The following is a 17,824-nucleotide window of genomic DNA, read 5'->3' as shown; positions in this document are numbered from 1 at the left end:
CTGCACAAAATGCCTCCAGGTGCCGCAGATTTGGACATGGACGCTAGCAGTTTGCTAGCTGACAGCCTCTTCAAGCAGCTCTGCGAGGCCATCGTTACCGGGCAGATCGCGCCCGGTAGCAAGCTCAGCGAACCGCGGCTGGCTACCCAATATGGCGTCAGCCGCGGGCCCTTGCGCGAGGCGATAAGGAGGCTCGAGGAGCGTAAGCTCGTCACCCGCCTGCCGCGGCAAGGCGTGCGCGTCATCGTTCCAACGCGCGAGGCGGCCGACGAACTCTTTAGAATTCGCGAGGTTCTGGAAGGGCTTGCGGCACGGGAGGCGGCGCGTCACGCCACTGCCGAAGACATTGTCGAGGTCCGCGCCATGCTCGCCAAGCATGCCAGGGCGCTCGACCGGCCCGATGCCATGCTTTATTGGCAGGACACCGCCAATTCGGATTTCCACTTCCTGATCGCCCGCATCGCTCGCAGCCAGTCGCTGTTCGACCTTCTATGTGGCGAATATTACACGCTTTTTCGGCTTTTCCGCATGCGCCACCAGATCGTCCCCGGTCGGGCGCAGCGCGCGCTGGTGGAGCATGAGCGCATCGTCGACGCCATTGCCGATGGGGATGAGGAGCTGGCCGAAATGTTGATGCGCCGGCACATCGCCACGGCCCGCAACGGCCTTGCTGCCAATCCCGAAGCGCTCTAGCCGCGGCCGATAAAGGGCATGTTGGTGGCCATGACGGTCATGAACTGCACATTGGCTTCAAGCGGCAGGCCGGCCATGTAGAGCACGGCATCGACCACGTGGCGAAGCTCAAAAGTCGGCTCGGGCATGGTGCGTCCGTCGGGCTGCAAAACGCCACCGGTCATGGCTGCCGTCATGTCGGTTGCGACATTGCCGATATCAATCTGCCCGCAGGCGATGGAATAGGCGCGGCCATCCAGGGAGATGGCCTTGGTGAGGCCGGTGATGGCGTGCTTACTGACCGCATAGGCCGCAGCGTGCGGGCGCGGCACACGGGCCGAGATCGAGCCATTGTTGATGATGCGGCCGCCTTGCGGGTTCTGGTCGCGCATGGCCCGAAAGGCGGCATGGGCTATGTTGAAGGCGCCGGTGAGGTTGACGTCGATGACGCCATCCCAGTCGCCGGGGTCGATGTCCCCAAAATTGGCAGTAGGCGCCGATCGCCCCGCATTGTTGAAGACCAGGTCGAGGCGACCAAGCGCTTTCTGCATGCCGGCAAAGTAGCGGGCGACATCTGCTCGGTCGGTGACGTCGCAAGCCTGAGCAAATGCAATCGGGTGATCTGAGACAAGACTTTGGAGCGCATCATCCCGGCGGCCAAGCGCGGCGACGCGATAGCCCGCCGCGGCAAGCCCAATGGCGGTTGCTCTGCCAATACCGGACGTGGCGCCGGTGACGAGCGCGACGCGATCACTCATGGGTGCACCGGCCTTGTGTTGAGGTAGACCGCATAAAGCGAGGTGGTGGCAGCGATGAAGAGCCGGTTGCGCTTGGGTCCGCCGAATTCGACATTGGCGACGACCTCGGGGATCAGGATGCGTCCAAGGCGCGTGCCGTCCGGCGCGTAGCAGTGGACGCCATCGCCAGCGCTGGTCCAGACATTGCCGTGTTGATCGACGCGAAAACCGTCGAAGCCGCCGATCTCGCAACTGGCGAAAACATGGGAATGACCCAGCATCTTGCCGTCATCATCGACGCTGAGGGCCCGAATATGGCTCGGGCTCACGCCGGTGTCGCTGATGTAGAGCACGCTCTCATCCGGCGAGAAAGCAAGGCCGTTCGGCCGCACGAAGTCGGTCGCCACAGCGGCCAGGGTTCCATCGGGATCGATTCGATAGACGTAGCAGCCATCCTGCTCGCTCGGGGCCTGGTCGCCTTCATAGTCGGTGTCGATGCCGTAGCTTGGGTCGGTAAACCAGATCGAGCCGTCGGACTTGACCACGACATCGTTGGGCGAATTGAGCTTTTTGCCGTTGAAGTGGTCAGCCAAGATGACGCGCTTGCCATCATGGTCGATCATCGACACGCAGCGGCCGAGGTGTTCGCAGGAGATCAAGCGGCCCTGGGCATCGACGGTGTGGCCGTTCTGATGGTTGGAGGGCTGCTGGAAAACGGAAACCGAGTTGTCGGTTTCGTCGAAACGCAGCAGGCGGTTATTCGGGATGTCCGACCAGAGCAGGTATTTGCCGGCAGCAAAATAGGCCGGCCCCTCAGCCCAGCGAGACCCGGTATAGAGCTTTTCGACAGCGACATTGCCCAAGACCAGTCGCTCGAAGCGAGTGTCTTCGACCACGAAATCCTTTGCGAGCATGATGCCTCTGTTTTAGCCGACGGCCAGCAGTTGGGGCTTGGCGAGCTTGTTGTCGCCGAAATAGCGAAGCGGGCGGATCTCATAGGAGCCGACACCCGGATTGGCGACGGCGAGTTGCTTGGCGAAGTCGAGCGCTTCATCCATGTTATCGCAATCGGCGACGTAGAAGCCCAAGAACTGTTCCTTGGTTTCGGCAAAGGGGCCATCGAAGACGACGTGCTCGCCGTTCATCTTGCGCAGCGTCATGGCTTCGTCGGTGTTGACGAGGCGGACGACGGGTCCGAGCTTGCCCTTGGCGCTCATGCCCTGCTGCACAGCGGCAAGGCGCTCCATGCAGGCCGCGTCTTCAGCCGGAGTCCAGCTGGAGACCACTTTTTCCTCGTTATAGCACAGGATGGCGTAGAGCATGTCGACCCCTCAATCGTTTGCGGCGATGACTATGCTCCGCTCTTGCCCTAATTCCAAGATGTCAGCTGTGGCGCGCGATGGTGAGCGTTGCGCCGATTGAAGCTGCAATAATCGCAGCGATACCTGCGATCTGCAGAACCGAGAGTGTTTCGTTCAGGACAATTAGTCCCGTAAGCGCAGCCAAGGCCGGTTGCCCGCTCATCAGGATACCGAAGAGACGCGCCGGAATATGGGGCAACGCGACCATGTCGAGGGCATAGGGAATAGCGCTCGACAAAAGAGCGACCGCAAATCCCAGCGGCAACACGGCAGGATCGAACAAAGCAGGGCCGGTGGTGATAATGCCCAGTGGCAAGGCAATCGTTGCCGCCGCGGTGACGCCGAGCGCTGCGATATGAGGCCCGCCGCCCGTTCCGGCACGCTGCCCGTAGATGATGTAACCGGCCCAACAAGCGCCGGCGCAAAGGGCTAGGGCTATGCCGAAGGGCGAGATGTCACCGGACGTTTGCGACCACGGCAAAAGCGAGGCGAAGCCCACAAGCGCCAGGGCGATCCAGAAGAAGTCCAAAGGCTTTCGTGCTCCGAACAGAGCAACGGAAAGCGGACCGGTAAATTCGAGCGCCACGGCAACGCCGAGCGGGATATGCTCGATGGCAGCATAGAAGAAGAGATTCATGGCGCCCATCATGCCGCCATAAAGCAGGACGCTGCGAATCTGCAGGCGGGTCAACTTGAACCGCCATGGCCGGAAGACGAGCAGCAGCACTATTGCTGCAAGCGTCAGCCTCAGCGCGGTCGCGCCGAACGCGCCGACAAGCGGAAACAGCAGCTTGGCAAAGCTCGAACCGGTCGCCGTGAAGACCATGCCGAGGGTGACAAGCAGGATGGGCAACAGAATGGAAGTCGGACGCAAAGGGCGCGCTTTCGAAGAGGTCGGCACCCTTTAGCAGAAGCGCGCGTGAAACGGTGAAGTTCTGTTGACCGCCACGAATGGAAGCTTTAGCCCTTGAGCGCCAAGAACAAAGGAGGAATCTCGTGGAATATCGATTGCTGGGACGCTCGGGCCTCAAGGTCTCGGTGATGACCATGGGAACCATGACTTTTGGCGGCAGCGAGCGGATCGGCAACACCGATCAGGCGGGCGCTGCGCGGCAGGTCGACATGTGCCTCGATGCCGGCATCAATTTCTACGACACCGCCAATGTCTACAATGCCGGCGTTTCCGAAGAAATTTTGGGCGAAGTGCTGAGCGAGAATGGGCGGCGGGAACGCGCGCTGGTCGCCACCAAGGTGCGCTTCAAGATGGGCGAGGGCCCCAACCAGATCGGGCTCAGCCGTCACCACATCATCGAGCAGTGCAAGGCCAGCCTCAAGCGGCTCAAGACCGACCATATCGACCTTTATCAGGTGCACGAATGGGACGGGCAGACGCCGATCGAAGAAACCATGGAAGCGCTCGACACGCTCGTGCGCCATGGCCATGTTCGCTATATCGGCTGCTCGAACTATTCGGGCTGGCATATCATGAAGGCGCTGATGGCGGCCGGCGCACGCCATGGCGAACGCTTCGTCAGCCAGCAGATCCACTATTCGCTGTATTCCCGCGATGCCGAATTCGAACTGGTGCCGATCGGGCAGGACCAGGGACTTGGTATTCTCGTCTGGTCGCCGCTGGCTGGCGGCCTGCTTTCGGGCAAATACCGGCGCGACAGCCAGCCGGATAGCGGCCGTCATGTCGGAGGCTTCCGCGAACCGCCGGTCTACGATTGGGACAAGCTCTATGACATCATCGATGTCGTGGTGGAGACTGCCGAAGCGCGTGGCGTGTCTGGCGCGCAGGTGGCGCTGAGCTGGCTCCTGGGTCGACCGGGCGTGACCTCAGTGATCATCGGCGGGCGCAATGAGAAGCAGTTTGCCGATAACATCGCTGCTGCCGACCTGGTGTTGAGTGCCGAAGAACGGGCGCGTCTCGACGAAGTAAGCCGTCCGCCGCTGCTCTACCCGTATTGGCACCAGTCGTTCACCGCGCAGGACCGGCTGAGCAAGGTCGATCTCGACCTCATCGCCCCCTATGCCGAGGAGTTCAAGCGTGGCTGATTTTTTTCTGTTCGAGCCGCAGGCGCCGGTCGCCATTCCGATCGCACGGGGCGGCCAATTTGCGGTGCGGCGCATCTATTGCGTCGGACGCAACTATGCCGAGCACATCCGTGAGATGGGCAATGACGAGCGCGATCCTCCCTTCTTTTTCAGCAAGCCTGCGGATGCCGTGGTCACCGGCGGCGCGCCCATGCCCTATCCCCCGCAAACGGGGGATCTTCATCACGAAATCGAACTGGTCGTGGCGATCGGCAAGGATGGCAGCGATATCGCCGTCGATGCCGCGCTGGACCATGTTTATGGCTATGCCGTCGGGCTCGACATGACCCGGCGCGACCTGCAAGCCATGGCGAAGAAGGCCGGGCGCCCGTGGGAGATGGCGAAGGCTTTCGATCATTCGGCGCCCGTTGGTCAGATTGAGCCTGCCGAATTTATCGGCCATCCCGCGCAGGGCGCCATCACGCTGCGGGTCAATGGTGACGAGCGCCAGCGCGGCGACCTCGGGGACCAGATCTGGAACGTTGCCGAGACCATTGCCGAGCTTAGCCGCTTCGTGACGCTGCGGGCCGGCGACCTGATCATGACCGGTACACCTGCAGGGGTTAGTGCCGTCACACGCGGTGACGTGCTCGAAGGTGCGATAGAAGGCGTTGGCACCGTACGGACAACGATCGTCTGATGGTGCCGGTCTGGTCCTCGCAGCAGGACGCGGCGCTGGTCGCCGTCTCCAAATGGCTCAAGGATCGGAATGGGCCGCAGGTGTTTCGCCTGTTCGGTTGGGCGGGGACGGGCAAGTCGACGCTGGCCGTGCATCTGGCGCAGGATGTGCGGACCGTCAAATATGCGGCCTTCACCGGCAAGGCGGCGATGGTCATGCGCAAGCGCGGCTGCAAGGGCGCGCAGACCATCCATTCGCTGATCTATACGCTGGTAAGCGAAAAGGAGGGCGAGCCACGCTTCGTCCTTGATCCGGAATCGCCGGCGGCAGATGCCGACCTCATCGTCATCGACGAAGTCTCGATGGTGGACGAACAGCTCGGGGCCGATCTTCTGAGCTTTGGCACCAAGGTTTTGGTGCTCGGCGATCCTTTCCAGCTGCCGCCAGTGCAGGGGGCGGGGTTTTTCGTCGCCACCGAGCCCGACATCATGCTGACCGAGATCCACCGGCAGGCGGCGGACAATCCCATTATCCAGCTGTCGATGGCGGTGCGTGAGGGTGGCTATCTCGAGCATGGCCGCTATGGCGAAAGCGTCGTCGTCGGCCGCGATAAGGTAGACCGCGATGCGGTGATGCAGGCCGATCAGGTGCTGGTGGGCCGCAACAAGACACGGCTGACCTATAATGACCGTTTACGCGAACTGCGTGGCCTGCCGTTTCACGAGCCGGTCGTGGGCGACCGCATGGTCTGCCTCAGGAACAATCCACGCAAGCGCCTGTTGAACGGGCAAATCTGGATCGTCACGGACACGACGCGGCGGTCCAACGGCAAATGGAGCCTGATGCTGGCCGATGACGAGGGCAAGGGTGAGACGCGCGTGCTGACGCACAAGGCGTTTTTCTCCGGCGAGGAGGAAGCCATGTCCTGGAACGAACGGCGCCAGTTCGACGAGTTCACCTTCGGCTATTGCCTCACCGTCCACAAGGCGCAGGGCAGCCAGTGGGACAATGTTTATCTCTTTGACGAGAGCTTCGTCTTCCGCGAGGAGCGGGCACGCTGGCTTTACACGGGCATTACCCGCGCCGCCGAAAAGATCACCATCGTCAGCTAAGACCCAACTTCAGCCAAGTTTGCTGCCTTTATGAGCGCATGGTCGCTTCTTAGCCTAACGGACAATCGGCTTTTGCCGATGAACGCTTGCGCTCGGAATGTCGTTACCCCATTGTCCCGATAGAGATTTTCAAACCCGCACGGAGGCGCGAATGCACCATGACACCCCCTGATCTCAACGATCGTCGCGGGTCTGGTGCTGGCCTTTATCTTTGGCATGATCGCCAACCGGTTCAGGATGCCACCTCTGGTGGGGTATCTCTTTGCCGGTATCCTCGTCGGGCCACATACGCCTGGCTTCGTGGCAGACCAGCAGCTGGGCTCGGAGCTCGCGGAAATCGGCGTCATTCTGCTGATGTTCGGCGTGGGTCTCCACTTTTCGCTCAAGGACCTGATGAGCGTGCGGGCGCTCGCCATTCCGGGCGCCGTGGCACAGATGGGCTTTGCGACGTTGCTCGGCACAGTCCTGGGCCTACTTCTGGGTTGGGAGTTGTTCGGCTCGATCCTTTTTGGCCTCGCGCTTTCGGTGGCTTCGACCGTCGTGCTGCTCAAGGCGCTGCAGGACCGGCGCTTGATCGAGAGCGAGCGTGGCCGCATCGCGGTCGGCTGGTTGATCGTCGAAGACCTGGCCATGGTTCTGGCGCTGGTTCTGGTGCCGGCCATCGCGAGCTTAAATGGCGGCGATACCGGGGTACATGATCCATTCGTGTCCTTTGTGACGCGGCTCCTTGGTGTCAAGTCGGCATCTGGGGCATTTTGATCCTGACGCTGATCAAGGTCGCGGCCTTTGTCGGCTTCATGCTTGTCGTCGGGCGGCGCGTCATTCCCTGGGCGCTGCATGGCACGGCCCATACCGGCAGCCGTGAACTGTTCCGGTTGGCCGTGCTGGCCATCGCGCTCGGCGTGGCCCTGGGATCGGCCGTGTTATTCGGCGTGTCGCTGGCGCTGGGTGCCTTCTTTGCCGGCATGATCCTTTCGGAAAGCGAGCTGAGCCACCGGGCTGCGCAGGAGACGCTGCCGCTGCGCGACGCCTTTGCCGTTCTGTTCTTTGTTTCGGTCGGCATGCTGTTTGACCCAATGATCATTGTCACCCAGCCGCTTCTGGTGCTGGCGACGGTTTTCATCATCGTGGTCGGCAAGTCGCTGGCGGCTTTTGCGATCGTGATCCTTGCAAGGCGACCGATCTCGACGGCGCTCACCATTTCGGCCTCCCTGGCGCAGATCGGCGAGTTCTCGTTTATCCTCGCCAGCATGGGTGTTGCGCTGGCGATCCTGCCACCCGAGGGCCAGGACTTGATCCTTGCCGGCGCGCTGATCTCGATCGTGCTCAACCCCGTCGTGTTCATGGCGCTCGATGTGCTCAAGCCGCGGCTCGAAGCACGCGCCGGCTTCCGCCGGAGCTTCGAACCCGATGTGGCAACAGACACGCGTCGCGAGCCGAGCATGGCGGCGCAGGGACCGATCACAACGGATGCGCCAAGCACTGCCGCGGTGGATCGCGGAGCACCAGGTGCCGATGACGATACCGGCGAGCCATCGCACCAGACCGGGCATACAGTGCTGGTCGGGTATGGCCAGGTCGGCCGGATCGTTGCTGCTGGCATCAAGGCAGACCGCGGCGGGTTGGTGGTGATCGAAGATAGCGATCACGACGTTGCTGCCGCCCGCGCCGAGGGCTTCGAGGTGATATTCGGCAATGCGGCAAGCCAGGACGTGTTGCGGCTGGCCAATCTGCCGGCGGCTCGAAATCTCCTCGTCGCGATTTCCAATGGCTTTGAAGCCGGCACGGTCTGCGAAAGCGGGCGCAAGCTCAATCCCGGGATTTCGATTATTGCCCGCGCCTATTCCGAGGAGGAAGAAAGCTTCCTGCGCGGGCTGGGTGCCTCGACGGTGATCCGCGGCGAGCGCGAGATCGGCAAGGGCATTTTGCAGTTCCTGCGCAATGAAGGCGCAGCAAACCCGATGCACGAGACGACCAAGCTGCCCGTTGGCGAGAACATCGTGGCGAGCGCAGCGATCAACGCGGCGGAACCCGTAGTGCTCGAGACGGTCGAAGTCATCAGCGAACCGAGCCTCGAAGCGCCGTCGCCGGAAGCCGAGATCACCGTGGTCGAGGCTCAGCTGCCGCCGGCCGACGAGCCTCAAATCGACCTGCCGCCGCCGGTGGAAGAGCCGGATGCCGATGACGAGATCGAAGCCGTCGAGGTGGTCGAGGCCGTGGTGATCGACGAGGAGACGGCAGCCGAGGTGGTGGTTGCCGCCGAGGCGGAGCCCGTGCCTTCGGCAGAGATCGTGCCGGTTGAATCGGCGCCGGAAATTGGCGAGGCTCCGGCAGACATCGACGAAGTCGTGCCCGCCCCCAAAGCCACCAAGCCAAGGCGGAGCCGTAAGAAGGCGGCGGAGGGTACCGGCACCGTGCCGCCGGTGGAGCCGGAGTCCAAGAGCTAGACCATGATCTCGCAAAAGGCCAAATATGCTCTGCGCGCCCTCGTGGCGTTGGCGCGCGCCGGGCGCGGGCAGAGCCGGATGATTGGTGAGATCTCCCGGGACCAGGCCATCCCAAAGAAGTTCCTGGAGCAGATCCTCCTCGAGCTCAAACGCGCCGGGATCGTGACGAGCCGCCGCGGGCGCATGGGCGGTTATGAGCTGGTCCGGGCACCCGAGGAGATCATGTATGGCGAGGTGCTGCGGCTGATCGACGGACCGATCGCGCCGTTACCGTGCCTGAGCAAGATCGCCTATCGCAAATGCGAGGATTGCAAGGACGAGGGGTCTTGTGAAATCCGGCACGTATTCGAGCGGGTGACACTGGCGACACGAGCGGTTCTGGACCGGACGAGTTTGGCGGATTCGCTTAATCTTGAGGATATCTCGGTGGACGCGGCTTAGAGCCCCCACCCGGCCTCCCCGTAAGGCGGGGGAGGAGCACCATCGAGTGCGGTCTTTCTTCGTATTCCTGGGCCTTTTCAGGGAAGGTTGGGTGAGGCAGCTTAACTTTTTACCCAAACACCACGGTTTTCTTTCCATTCAGCATCACCCGGTTTTCGAGGTGGAGCTTTACGGCGCGGGCGAGGACGCGCGATTCGATGTCGCGGCCGGCGGCGACGAGGTCGTCGGGGCTCATGGCGTGGGTGACGCGGGCGGTTTCCTGTTCGATAATCGGGCCTTCATCGAGATCGGGGGTCACGTAATGGGCGGTGGCGCCGATGATCTTGACGCCGCGCTCATGCGCTTGGTGATATGGCTTGGCGCCCTTAAAACTTGGCAGGAACGAGTGGTGGATGTTGATCACTTGGCCGAAAAGGCGGGTGGAGAGCTGGTCGGAAAGGACCTGCATGTAGCGGGCGAGGACGACGAGGTCGGCGCCGGTGGAACGGACGATGTCGAGGATCTGCGCTTCCTGAGCGACCTTGGTGTCCTTGGTGACCGGCAAATAATGGAACGGAATGCCAGAGTCCTCGGCAATCTTGCGCGCTTCCTCGTGATTGGAAATCACGGCGGCAACGTCGGCATCGAGCCAGCCGACGCGGATTTGGTAAAGCAGGTGCAGGAGGGTGTGGTCGAACTTCGAGACCAGAATGGCGATACGCTTGCGGCGGCTTTCGTCGCTCAGCATGGTCTGCATGTCGAAGCGGGCGATCGGGGCCTTAAGGGCTTTTTCGATTGTCTCGCGGCTCACGCCATCCGGGGCAGCGAAGGCCAAGCGCATGAAGAAACGGCCGGTTTCGCGATCCCAGAACTGGTTGCTTTCGGCGATATTGGCGTTGAGCGCCGCCAGCTCGGTGGTGATGGCCGCAACGATGCCGGGACGATCGGCGCAAGAAAGGGTCAGGACGAAATTGGCCGACATGCTGGCTACCCGCTGAGATACTGGGCAGCGGTATCGATGGCCTGAGCCTTCCCGTCAAGGAAAACAGAAAAGGCCCACTCTTGCGAGCGGGCCTTCCCTGAGTTTAAGGTCTCGAGCGACCTAGGAGGGGTGTTTTAGGTGAGATCACTCCCGACCGCCACACCAAAACCCAGAACGACCTCGAGCACCAAATTCTCATGAGACACTGGATCACCTCCTTTGCAATTGTTGAACATGACCGAAAGATGCGCCTCGTTTGCTGTCTTGTCCAGAGGCACGGTCGTTCACGATTTTTGTGATCGGTTCAAACGGCGCTCCGTCTGTTCGAGGCAAGCCGAGAGGCCGGTCGGGATCACTGCCGATCAGGCACCGGGAGGAAGAGCGCTATACCCGCGCCTTCTTTGGCTTCGACCTGAGCTGAATGATTGTTGCCGCCAGCACGCCGAGGGCGACGATGCCGATGATGATCGTCGCCAGGGCGTTGACGTCGGGAGAGACGCCTAGGCGGACTTTCGAGAAGATGACCATGGGCAGTGTGGAGGAGCCGGGGCCGGAGACGAAGCTGGCGATGACGAGGTCGTCGAGCGACAGCGTGAAGCCCAGGAGCCAGCCCGAGACCAGGGCCGGAGCGATAATGGGCAGGGTGACGTCGAAGAAGGTGCGCAGGGGCGAGGCGCCCAGGTCCATCGCGGCTTCTTCAAGGCTGCGGTCGAAGTCGGACAGACGAGACTGGACGACGACGCAGACATAGGCCGTGCAGAAGGTGGCGTGGGCGATAACGATGGTTAGCATGCCGCGGCCGCGCGGCCAGCCGATCAGCGACTCCATGGCGACAAAGAGCAGCAGGAGCGCGAGGCCGGTGATGACGTCGGGCATGACTAGCGGGGCGGAGACCATGCCGGAAAAAAGCGTGCGGCCCTTGAAGCGGCGGAAGCGGACGAGGGCGACGGCGGCCAGGGTGCCGAGAACGAGGGCAATCGAGGCCGCGAGGGCTGCGATCTGAAGGCTCAGCCAGGCGGCGCCCAGCATCTGCGGATCGCGGAAGAGTTCACCATACCATTTCAGCGAGAAGCCGGACCAGACGGTGACCAGCCGGTTTTCGTTGAAGCTGAAAATGACGAGGCTGACGATCGGCGCATAAAGGAAGGAGAAGCCGAGCGCGGCAGCGATGGGAAGGAACCAGCCACGACGCATGTTACTTCTCCACCACCGCGCCCTGGGCGCGCTGCAACAGCATGATGGGCACGACGACCACCAGGAGCATGGCCATGGCAACCGCGGCAGCGCGGGGCCAATTGGCATTGGTGAAGAACTCGTCCCAAAGAACGCGGCCGATCATCAGGGTTTCGGGACCGCCGAGCAGCGACGGGATGACGAATTCACCGATGGCCGGGATGAAGACCAGCATGGAGCCGGCGATAATGCCGGGCAGCGACAGCGGCAGCGTCACCGAAAGGAAGGTGCGGAGCGGCTTGGCGCCAAGGTCGGCAGAGGCTTCGAAGAGCGAGGTGTCGAGCTTCACCAGCGTCGTATAGAGCGGCAGGATCATGAAGGGCAGGTAGGTGTAGACGATGCCGACATAGACGGCAAAATCTGTCTGCATCATCACCAGCGGCTGGACGCCGAACAGGCCCAGGACCTGGTTGATGACGCCGTTGCCGCGCATGAAGCCCGTAAGGGCGTAAACGCGCAGGAGGAAGGAGGTGAAGAATGGAAGGATTACCAGCATCAGCAAGATATTGCGCCAGCGGTCGGGCGCGCGCGCGATGGCATAGGCCATGGGATAGCCGACGATCAGGGTGATGATCGTGGCGATCGCGGCGATGCGGATCGAGGAAAGGTAGGCGGCGACATAAAGATTGTCGGTGAAAAGGCGAATGAATGTAGTTGGAAAGGTGCAGGGTGAGCTGCACGGTGCCGTCTTCGGTGGAGAGAAGGGCGGAATAGGGCGGGCGGCCGAACTGCTTGGTGGCGAGCGAAATGCCGAAGACCACGGCAAGCGGGATCAGGAAGAAGATCAGGAGCCACAGCGCCGGCGCGGCCAGCACCAGCATGCGGCCGGTGATGCCGACCTTGGCGAGACGGCGCTCGACGGCGTTCCAGGGGCGCAGGCGGCGGGGCGGTGGGTAGGTGGGGTCGTGGCTCATGCGAGAATACCCCTCACCCGTCTCGCGCTGCGCGCGATCCACCCTCTCCCAGAAGGGGCGAGGGAAAGGGAGAAACCCCTCATCCGCCCTTCGGGCACCTTCTCCCGCAAGGGGAGAAGGGGATGGCGCCGAGCGTTCGCAGTCAGTCCCTTCTCCCCTCGCGGGAGAAGGTGGCGCGTAGCGCCGGATGAGGGGAAGTTCGCGCTCATGACGTCAGCACCGAGCCGGCATTGTCGTTCCAGGTGACGTAGACGGTTTCTTCCCAGGTGATGGCGTCGGGGTTGCCGCGGACGGAATTGGTCTGGCTGACGCGGATGCGTTTGCCGCTTTCAAGGACGATCTGGTAAAGCGAGATATCGCCGAGATAGGCGATTTCCTCGACCACCCCCTTGGTGACGTTGGCGTCGAAGAGGCCTACGGGGCGCTCGCGTGAGATCGACATCTTTTCGGGGCGAATGGCCCACCAGAGGATCTGGTCGGGGGCGCAATCGACGCCGTGGCCGACATAGATATCGCAGCCCAGTTCCGCCGAGCGGATGCGGACGTGATCGGGTTCGTCTTCGCTGACGACGCCTTCGACCATGTTGGCGGAGCCGATGAAGCCGGCGACGAAGCGCGAATTGGGGAATTCGTAGATATCGGTGGGCTCGCCGATCATGGCGATTTCGCCCTGGTTCATGACGCCGATGCGGGTCGCAAGGGTCATGGCTTCTTCCTGGTCGTGGGTGACCACGATAAAGGTGACGCCAAGCTGTTCCTGGATTTTTACCAGTTCGAACTGGGTTTCCTCGCGCAGCTTCTTGTCGAGCGCGCCAAGGGGTTCATCGAGTAGCAGCAGCTTGGGACGCTTTGCCAAAGCGCGGGCAAGCGCCACACGCTGGCGCTGGCCGCCGGAGAGCTGGTGCGGACGGCGCTTGCCATAGTCCTGGAGCTTGACCAGGGCCAGGAGCTCGGCGACGCGAGCGTTGATCTCGTCGCGGGGCAGGTGATCGCGCTTGAGACCATAGGCGATGTTCTGCTCGACCGACATGTGCGGGAAGAGCGCATAGGACTGGAACATCATGTTGACCGGCCGCTGATAGGGCGGCACGTCGGTCATGTCCTGGCCATCGATTTCGATCGTGCCCGAAGTGGGGCGTTCAAAGCCGGCCAGCATGCGCAGAAGCGTCGACTTGCCGGAGCCCGAGCCGCCCAGGAGGCAGAAGAGTTCGGAGCGGTAGATGTCGAGCGAAACGTCATAGACCGCAGTGATGTCACCGAATTTCTTGGTGACGTTCTTGATGCGGACAAAGGGCTTGTTGTTGGAGGGATCACGCCAAGGGCGAGTGTCGATGGCAAGCTGTTGTGGTTTCTTGGCCATTTGGCGGTCTCTGCTCAAGAGTGAAGGGCAGCTTGCGCCGCCCCTTGCTGAAGACAATTACTGGCCCGTTTTGATGCGGGTCCAGGTGCGGGTCAAGAGCTCTTCGAATTCAGGTGTGTGCGCCCGCATGGTGAAGCCGGCGGCCAGCGTTTCGGACGACGGATAGATCGAGGGATTGGACTTGACCTCTTCATCGACGAATTCGAGTGAAGCCGGGTTCGGGTTGGCATAGAACACGGTGTTGGTGATCTCGGCCACGACTTCGGGACGCAGGATATAGTCGATGAACTTGTGGGCATTCTGCGGATGCGGCGCATCGGCTGGGATGGCGAGGACGTCGTAAAGGGTCGGCGCGCCTTCGGAGGGGATCAGATAGCTGATCTCTGTGCCTTCGGCAGCCGCATCGGCGGCGATGAACATGTCGCCCGAATAGCCCATAGCGAGGCAGATTTCGCCATTGCCGAGGTCATCGATATATTGCGAGGAGTGGAAGTAACGCACCGACGGCTTGATGGAATTGAGCAGTTCCTCGGCCTTGGCGAGATCTTCTTCGCTCTCCGAATTCGGATCGAGGCCGAGATAGTGGAGCGCAGCGCCGACGACTTCGGAGGGGCTATCCATGACGGCGACGCCGCAGGAGGCGAGCTTGCCGACGGTTTCCGGATCGAACAGGAGGTCCCAGCTGGTGGGCGGGGTATCGGTGCCCAGGGCTTCGGCGACCTTGGCGGTGTTGTAGCCGAGGCCGATGGTGTTGAGCATATAGGGAACGCCATGGGCGTTGTCGGGATCAAGCTCGGCCACGGTTTGCATGGCGACGGGATCGAGATTTCCCAGGTTCGTCAGCTGGCTCTTGTCGAGCGGCAGGATCAGGCCGGCCATAATCTGGCGGGCGAGGAAATTGCCGGAAGGGACGACGATGTCGTAGCCGGAATTGCCGGCGAGGAGCTTGGCGTCGACGATCTCGTTGTTGTCGTAGACGTCGTAATTGACCTGGATGCCGGTTTCCGCCGTGAAATTGGCGATCGTGTCTTCTGCGATGTAATCGGACCAGTTGTAGACGTTAAGGATCGGCTCTTCCTGGGCAAAGGCCGGGGAGGCGGCGAGAAGGGCGCCAAGGGCGATGGCGAGCGACTTTGTCATGAGGGCCAAGTCTCCTGATGTGGACCGTATGGGGAGGTGAATTTCAGGGGCGCGGGAAGGCGCGCGGGGCAGTCGCAAGGATCAGCCCAGATTTGGGCGCATATCGTGGCGCGCTCGGCGCACCATCAACAATGGACCTGGTCAGCGAAGTGCCCTTTCCCGTATCGATGGCCGCACGGTACTCATAAAGGTGAGGAGCGGCAAGGCTTGGACACTTAGTTTTATGAGGGTTGACCGGGTTTTTGCCCTAGCGCACAAGCGGGGCAAAGCGGGCCGCCCGACGGCCTCGGTCACAGAGTTTTCGGAGCGTTTAGCATGAGCGGCAAGGCCTATCTTTCGGTGAGCAACGAGGTCGAGGCGGCGCTTGCTTCCGGCAAGGCGGTGGTGGCGCTGGAATCGACCATCATCACCCATGGCATGCCCTTTCCGCAGAACCTCGACATGGCCCGCGAAGTGGAAGAGGTGATCCGGGCTCAGGGCGCGGTGCCAGCGACGATCGCGATCATGGACGGCAAGCTCAAGGTAGGCGTTTCGGGCGAGGATTTGGAACGGTTGGCGCGCGAGGGGCACAAGGCGGCCAAGGCAAGCCGGCGGGACATGGCGGCGCTTCTGGCCAATGGGGTAATGGCCGGCACGACGGTGGCGACGACGATGCAGATCGCGGCGCTGGCGGGGATCAAGGTTTTTGCCACCGGCGGCATCGGCGGCGTGCATCGCGGGGCCGAAGATAGTTTCGATATTTCGGCCGACCTCGAGGAGCTGGGGCGCACGCCGGTGGCGGTGGTTTGCGCGGGGGCCAAGTCGATCCTCGATATCGCCAAGACATTGGAAGTGCTGGAAACCAATGGCGTGCCGGTCTTGGGCTTTGGCACCGACCATTTCCCGGCCTTCTGGGCGCGTGAAAGCGGGTTTGGGGTCGATCAGCGGTTCGACGACGCCGCGGGCGTGGCGCGGATGCTGGCGATCCAGAACGATCTGAGCATGGGAGGCGTGCTGATCGCCAACCCAATCCCCGAAACGGATGCCTGGGAGGCATCTGCGATCGAGGGCTTTATCACCCAAGCGCTGAATGACGCTGACAGCCAGGGCGTCAAAGGCAAGGCGATGACGCCGTTCCTGCTCCAGCGCATCTTCGAGCTGACGGGCGGCAAGTCGCTGGTGAGCAATATCGCGCTGGTCAAAAACAATGCGCGGGTGGCGGCCGATATCGCCGCGGCGCTGGCAGGCATCGCCCGCGCATGAGCCGGCGCATTCTCGTTGTCGGCGACGTCATGACCGACATCATCGTCAAGCCCGATGGGCCGATGGTGATGGGATCGGACCGGGCCGCTTCGATCCGCAACCGGCCGGGTGGGTCGGGCGCCAACCAGGCGGTGTGGCTCGGCGCGGCGGGTGCGGACGTGATGTTTGCAGCGCGCGTCGGGGCCGACGAGCGGGCGATGTACGAGAACTATTTTCGCGGACTCGGCGTCGTGCCGGCGCTGGCGGGGATCGCGAGCTGCCTTCCGGGGTGCTGGTCACGATTCTTGATCCGAGCGGCGAGCGCAGCTTTCTTACCGACCGTGGCGCGAACCTCAATCTTTGCGCCGACGACCTGCCGCCTACGCTGCTCGATGGCGTCGGCATGGTGATGGTGTCGGGCTATAGCTTTTTCGCGCCTGGACCGCGGAAAGCCGTGCAGGGCCTCTTGGCGGCAGCACGCCAGCGCGGGGTCGCGATTGCGATCGATCCAGCCTCGATCGGTTTTTTGGCCGAAGTCGGGCCGAGGCATTTTCGCGACTGGGTCGGGACAGCAGACTGGCTCTTTGCCAATGAAAGCGAAGCCGAAATGCTGACCGGCGAGGCGGAGTTCGAGCGGCAGATGCAGTTGCTCGGCGAGCAGTTCGGCGATGTGGTGATCAAGCGGGGCCGCTTCGGCGCGGCACTGGGCGGCCGGGATGGCATTGCGATCAGCCAGCCGGCGCCCGTAGTGCAGGTGGTGGATACGACCGGGGCGGGCGATGCTTTTGCCGCGGGGTTCATGGCGGCGCTGATGCGGGGCGAGGCGCATGACCGGTGCTTGGCACAAGGGATCGAGCGGGGCGCCAAGGCGGTGCAGTTCGTGGGTGGGCAGCCCGGCTAGACTATGAGTTTCCAGTAGACCTCATCCTGAGCCCGTCGAAGGACGAGGTCGTGGCAGAATTTGTGTGCCCGACCTCGTGGTTCGACAGGCTCACCATGAGGTCTCCGCTCTATTTGAGCTTTGATACCAAAGGTCGGCTGCGCGCGATGGCGCTGGAGACCTGGCTGAGGATATCGCTCTTGTCCTGATGGTCGAAGACTTCGAGAAACTCGACGCCAGCCTTGCGGAGCACTTCGCGCTTGATGGCGTCGCGGGCTGCAGCGTCGGTCTGGTAGTGACCGCTGCCCTGGTGTTCGATGGCAAGGATCGGCTGGGCGAAGGTGTCGATGACCAGCATGTCGACGCGCTTGGCGTTGATGGCGCGATAGGCCGCGACGTCTGTCGACTCGATGAACTCGCCCATGCTGGGCTGTGCCATCAGCCGCAAGCCTGGTCCGCATCTGGGCAGATGGGCTTCGACGAGCTTGAACAGATCCAGCTCGCTTCGCGAGAGCAGGCGTTTGCGTGTGAACGTTGCGCCCATGACGGCGCGCAATTGGTCGGCTGCATCATGCGGACGTCGCGGCTGAAACAATGAAAACAGGCCCACGTATGGCTCCCCGAGATGA

The 17,824-nt window shown here is 62.3% G+C and carries 18 protein-coding genes and 1 pseudogene; 9 read left to right on the top strand and 10 right to left on the bottom strand.

The window, feature by feature from the left end; translation table 11 throughout:
• The first annotated feature begins 51 nt into the window (after positions 1–51).
• Positions 52–693: a GntR family transcriptional regulator gene (locus tag G5575_RS00790; RefSeq protein ID WP_235935484.1), complete on the top strand. Its 642-nt coding sequence runs from the start codon at positions 52–54 to the stop codon at positions 691–693.
• Here the strand turns inward: G5575_RS00790 and G5575_RS00785 are convergent.
• The 4 genes from G5575_RS00785 to G5575_RS00770 form a co-directional block, all read right to left on the bottom strand.
• Positions 690–1,430, bottom strand: coding sequence for an SDR family oxidoreductase (locus tag G5575_RS00785; protein WP_164532683.1), 741 nt, complete (start codon positions 1,428–1,430; stop codon positions 690–692). The two genes, G5575_RS00790 and G5575_RS00785, sit on opposite strands and share 4 nt — an antisense overlap.
• Positions 1,427–2,323 carry an SMP-30/gluconolactonase/LRE family protein gene (locus G5575_RS00780; RefSeq protein ID WP_164532682.1) on the bottom strand — a complete coding sequence of 299 codons (897 nt, stop codon included), beginning with the start codon at positions 2,321–2,323 and terminating at the stop codon, positions 1,427–1,429. The genes G5575_RS00785 and G5575_RS00780 overlap by 4 nt, the downstream gene beginning before the upstream one ends.
• A 12-nt stretch (positions 2,324–2,335) precedes the next feature.
• A complete protein-coding gene (locus tag G5575_RS00775; protein ID WP_164532681.1) occupies positions 2,336–2,731 on the bottom strand; it encodes a YciI family protein in 396 nt (131 codons plus the stop codon).
• 61 nt (positions 2,732–2,792) lie between these two features.
• Positions 2,793–3,623 carry an EamA family transporter gene (locus G5575_RS00770; RefSeq protein ID WP_235935483.1) on the bottom strand — a complete coding sequence of 277 codons (831 nt, stop codon included), beginning with the start codon at positions 3,621–3,623 and terminating at the stop codon, positions 2,793–2,795.
• Positions 3,624–3,766: 143 nt separating this feature from the next.
• On the opposite strand from G5575_RS00770, the gene G5575_RS00765 reads away from it, so the two are divergent.
• The 5 genes and pseudogenes from G5575_RS00765 (at position 3,767) to G5575_RS00745 (ending at position 9,486) form a co-directional block, all read left to right on the top strand.
• Positions 3,767–4,828, top strand: coding sequence for an aldo/keto reductase (locus tag G5575_RS00765; RefSeq protein ID WP_164532680.1), 1,062 nt, complete (start codon positions 3,767–3,769; stop codon positions 4,826–4,828).
• Positions 4,803–5,507, top strand: a complete 705-nt coding sequence (locus G5575_RS00760; RefSeq protein WP_164532679.1) for a fumarylacetoacetate hydrolase family protein — start codon at positions 4,803–4,805, stop codon at positions 5,505–5,507. The genes G5575_RS00765 and G5575_RS00760 overlap by 26 nt, the downstream gene beginning before the upstream one ends.
• Positions 5,508–5,509: 2 nt before the next feature.
• Positions 5,510–6,598: an ATP-dependent DNA helicase gene (locus tag G5575_RS00755; protein ID WP_164533695.1), complete on the top strand. Its 1,089-nt coding sequence runs from the start codon at positions 5,510–5,512 to the stop codon at positions 6,596–6,598.
• Between the two features lie 168 nt (positions 6,599–6,766).
• Positions 6,767–8,535 (top strand): annotated as a pseudogene (locus tag G5575_RS00750) (cation:proton antiporter domain-containing protein); the annotation flags it as partial.
• A gap of 513 nt (positions 8,536–9,048) precedes the next feature.
• On the top strand, positions 9,049–9,486 hold the full coding sequence (locus G5575_RS00745; protein WP_164532678.1) for an RrF2 family transcriptional regulator: 438 nt from the start codon (positions 9,049–9,051) through the stop codon (positions 9,484–9,486).
• A gap of 109 nt (positions 9,487–9,595) precedes the next feature.
• On the opposite strand, the gene purU is transcribed toward G5575_RS00745, so the two are convergent.
• The 5 genes from purU to G5575_RS00720 form a co-directional block, all read right to left on the bottom strand.
• Positions 9,596–10,447, bottom strand: coding sequence for a formyltetrahydrofolate deformylase (gene purU, locus G5575_RS00740; protein ID WP_164532677.1), 852 nt, complete (start codon positions 10,445–10,447; stop codon positions 9,596–9,598).
• Positions 10,448–10,831: 384 nt separating this feature from the next.
• Positions 10,832–11,641, bottom strand: a complete 810-nt coding sequence (locus G5575_RS00735) for an ABC transporter permease subunit (RefSeq protein ID WP_164532676.1) — start codon at positions 11,639–11,641, stop codon at positions 10,832–10,834.
• 1 nt (position 11,642) lies between these two features.
• Positions 11,643–12,446 carry an ABC transporter permease subunit gene (locus G5575_RS00730; protein WP_328765787.1) on the bottom strand — a complete coding sequence of 268 codons (804 nt, stop codon included), beginning with the start codon at positions 12,444–12,446 and terminating at the stop codon, positions 11,643–11,645.
• Between the two features lie 353 nt (positions 12,447–12,799).
• Entirely contained in the window at positions 12,800–13,954 is a 1,155-nt protein-coding gene (locus tag G5575_RS00725) for an ABC transporter ATP-binding protein (protein ID WP_164532675.1), read from the bottom strand.
• 57 nt (positions 13,955–14,011) lie between these two features.
• Positions 14,012–15,094 carry a polyamine ABC transporter substrate-binding protein gene (locus G5575_RS00720; RefSeq protein ID WP_164532674.1) on the bottom strand — a complete coding sequence of 361 codons (1,083 nt, stop codon included), beginning with the start codon at positions 15,092–15,094 and terminating at the stop codon, positions 14,012–14,014.
• A gap of 315 nt (positions 15,095–15,409) precedes the next feature.
• On the opposite strand from G5575_RS00720, the gene G5575_RS00715 reads away from it, so the two are divergent.
• From G5575_RS00715 to G5575_RS00710, 3 genes are read left to right on the top strand one after another with little or no spacing between them, the layout of a single operon-like run.
• On the top strand, positions 15,410–16,336 hold the full coding sequence (locus tag G5575_RS00715) for a pseudouridine-5'-phosphate glycosidase (protein WP_164532673.1): 927 nt from the start codon (positions 15,410–15,412) through the stop codon (positions 16,334–16,336).
• The gene (locus tag G5575_RS20900; RefSeq protein ID WP_268904363.1) at positions 16,333–16,725 is read left to right on the top strand and encodes a carbohydrate kinase family protein; all 393 of its coding nucleotides are present in this window, start codon (positions 16,333–16,335) and stop codon (positions 16,723–16,725) included. Before G5575_RS00715 ends, G5575_RS20900 begins: the two co-directional genes overlap by 4 nt.
• Positions 16,608–17,216 carry a carbohydrate kinase family protein gene (locus G5575_RS00710; RefSeq protein ID WP_268904379.1) on the top strand — a complete coding sequence of 203 codons (609 nt, stop codon included), beginning with the start codon at positions 16,608–16,610 and terminating at the stop codon, positions 17,214–17,216. Before G5575_RS20900 ends, G5575_RS00710 begins: the two co-directional genes overlap by 118 nt.
• Positions 17,217–17,325: 109 nt before the next feature.
• Here the strand turns inward: G5575_RS00710 and G5575_RS00705 are convergent, their stop codons facing one another.
• Positions 17,326–17,805, bottom strand: a complete 480-nt coding sequence (locus tag G5575_RS00705; RefSeq protein ID WP_164532672.1) for a DUF2726 domain-containing protein — start codon at positions 17,803–17,805, stop codon at positions 17,326–17,328.
• Positions 17,806–17,824: the final 19 nt, after the last annotated feature.

It is taken from the genome of Devosia aurantiaca (assembly GCF_011058215.1).
GTDB classification, from domain to species: Bacteria; Pseudomonadota; Alphaproteobacteria; order Rhizobiales; family Devosiaceae; genus Devosia; species Devosia aurantiaca.
Note: the sequence above shows the minus strand (reverse complement) of the source record. Positions and strands in the feature narration are given on the sequence as shown.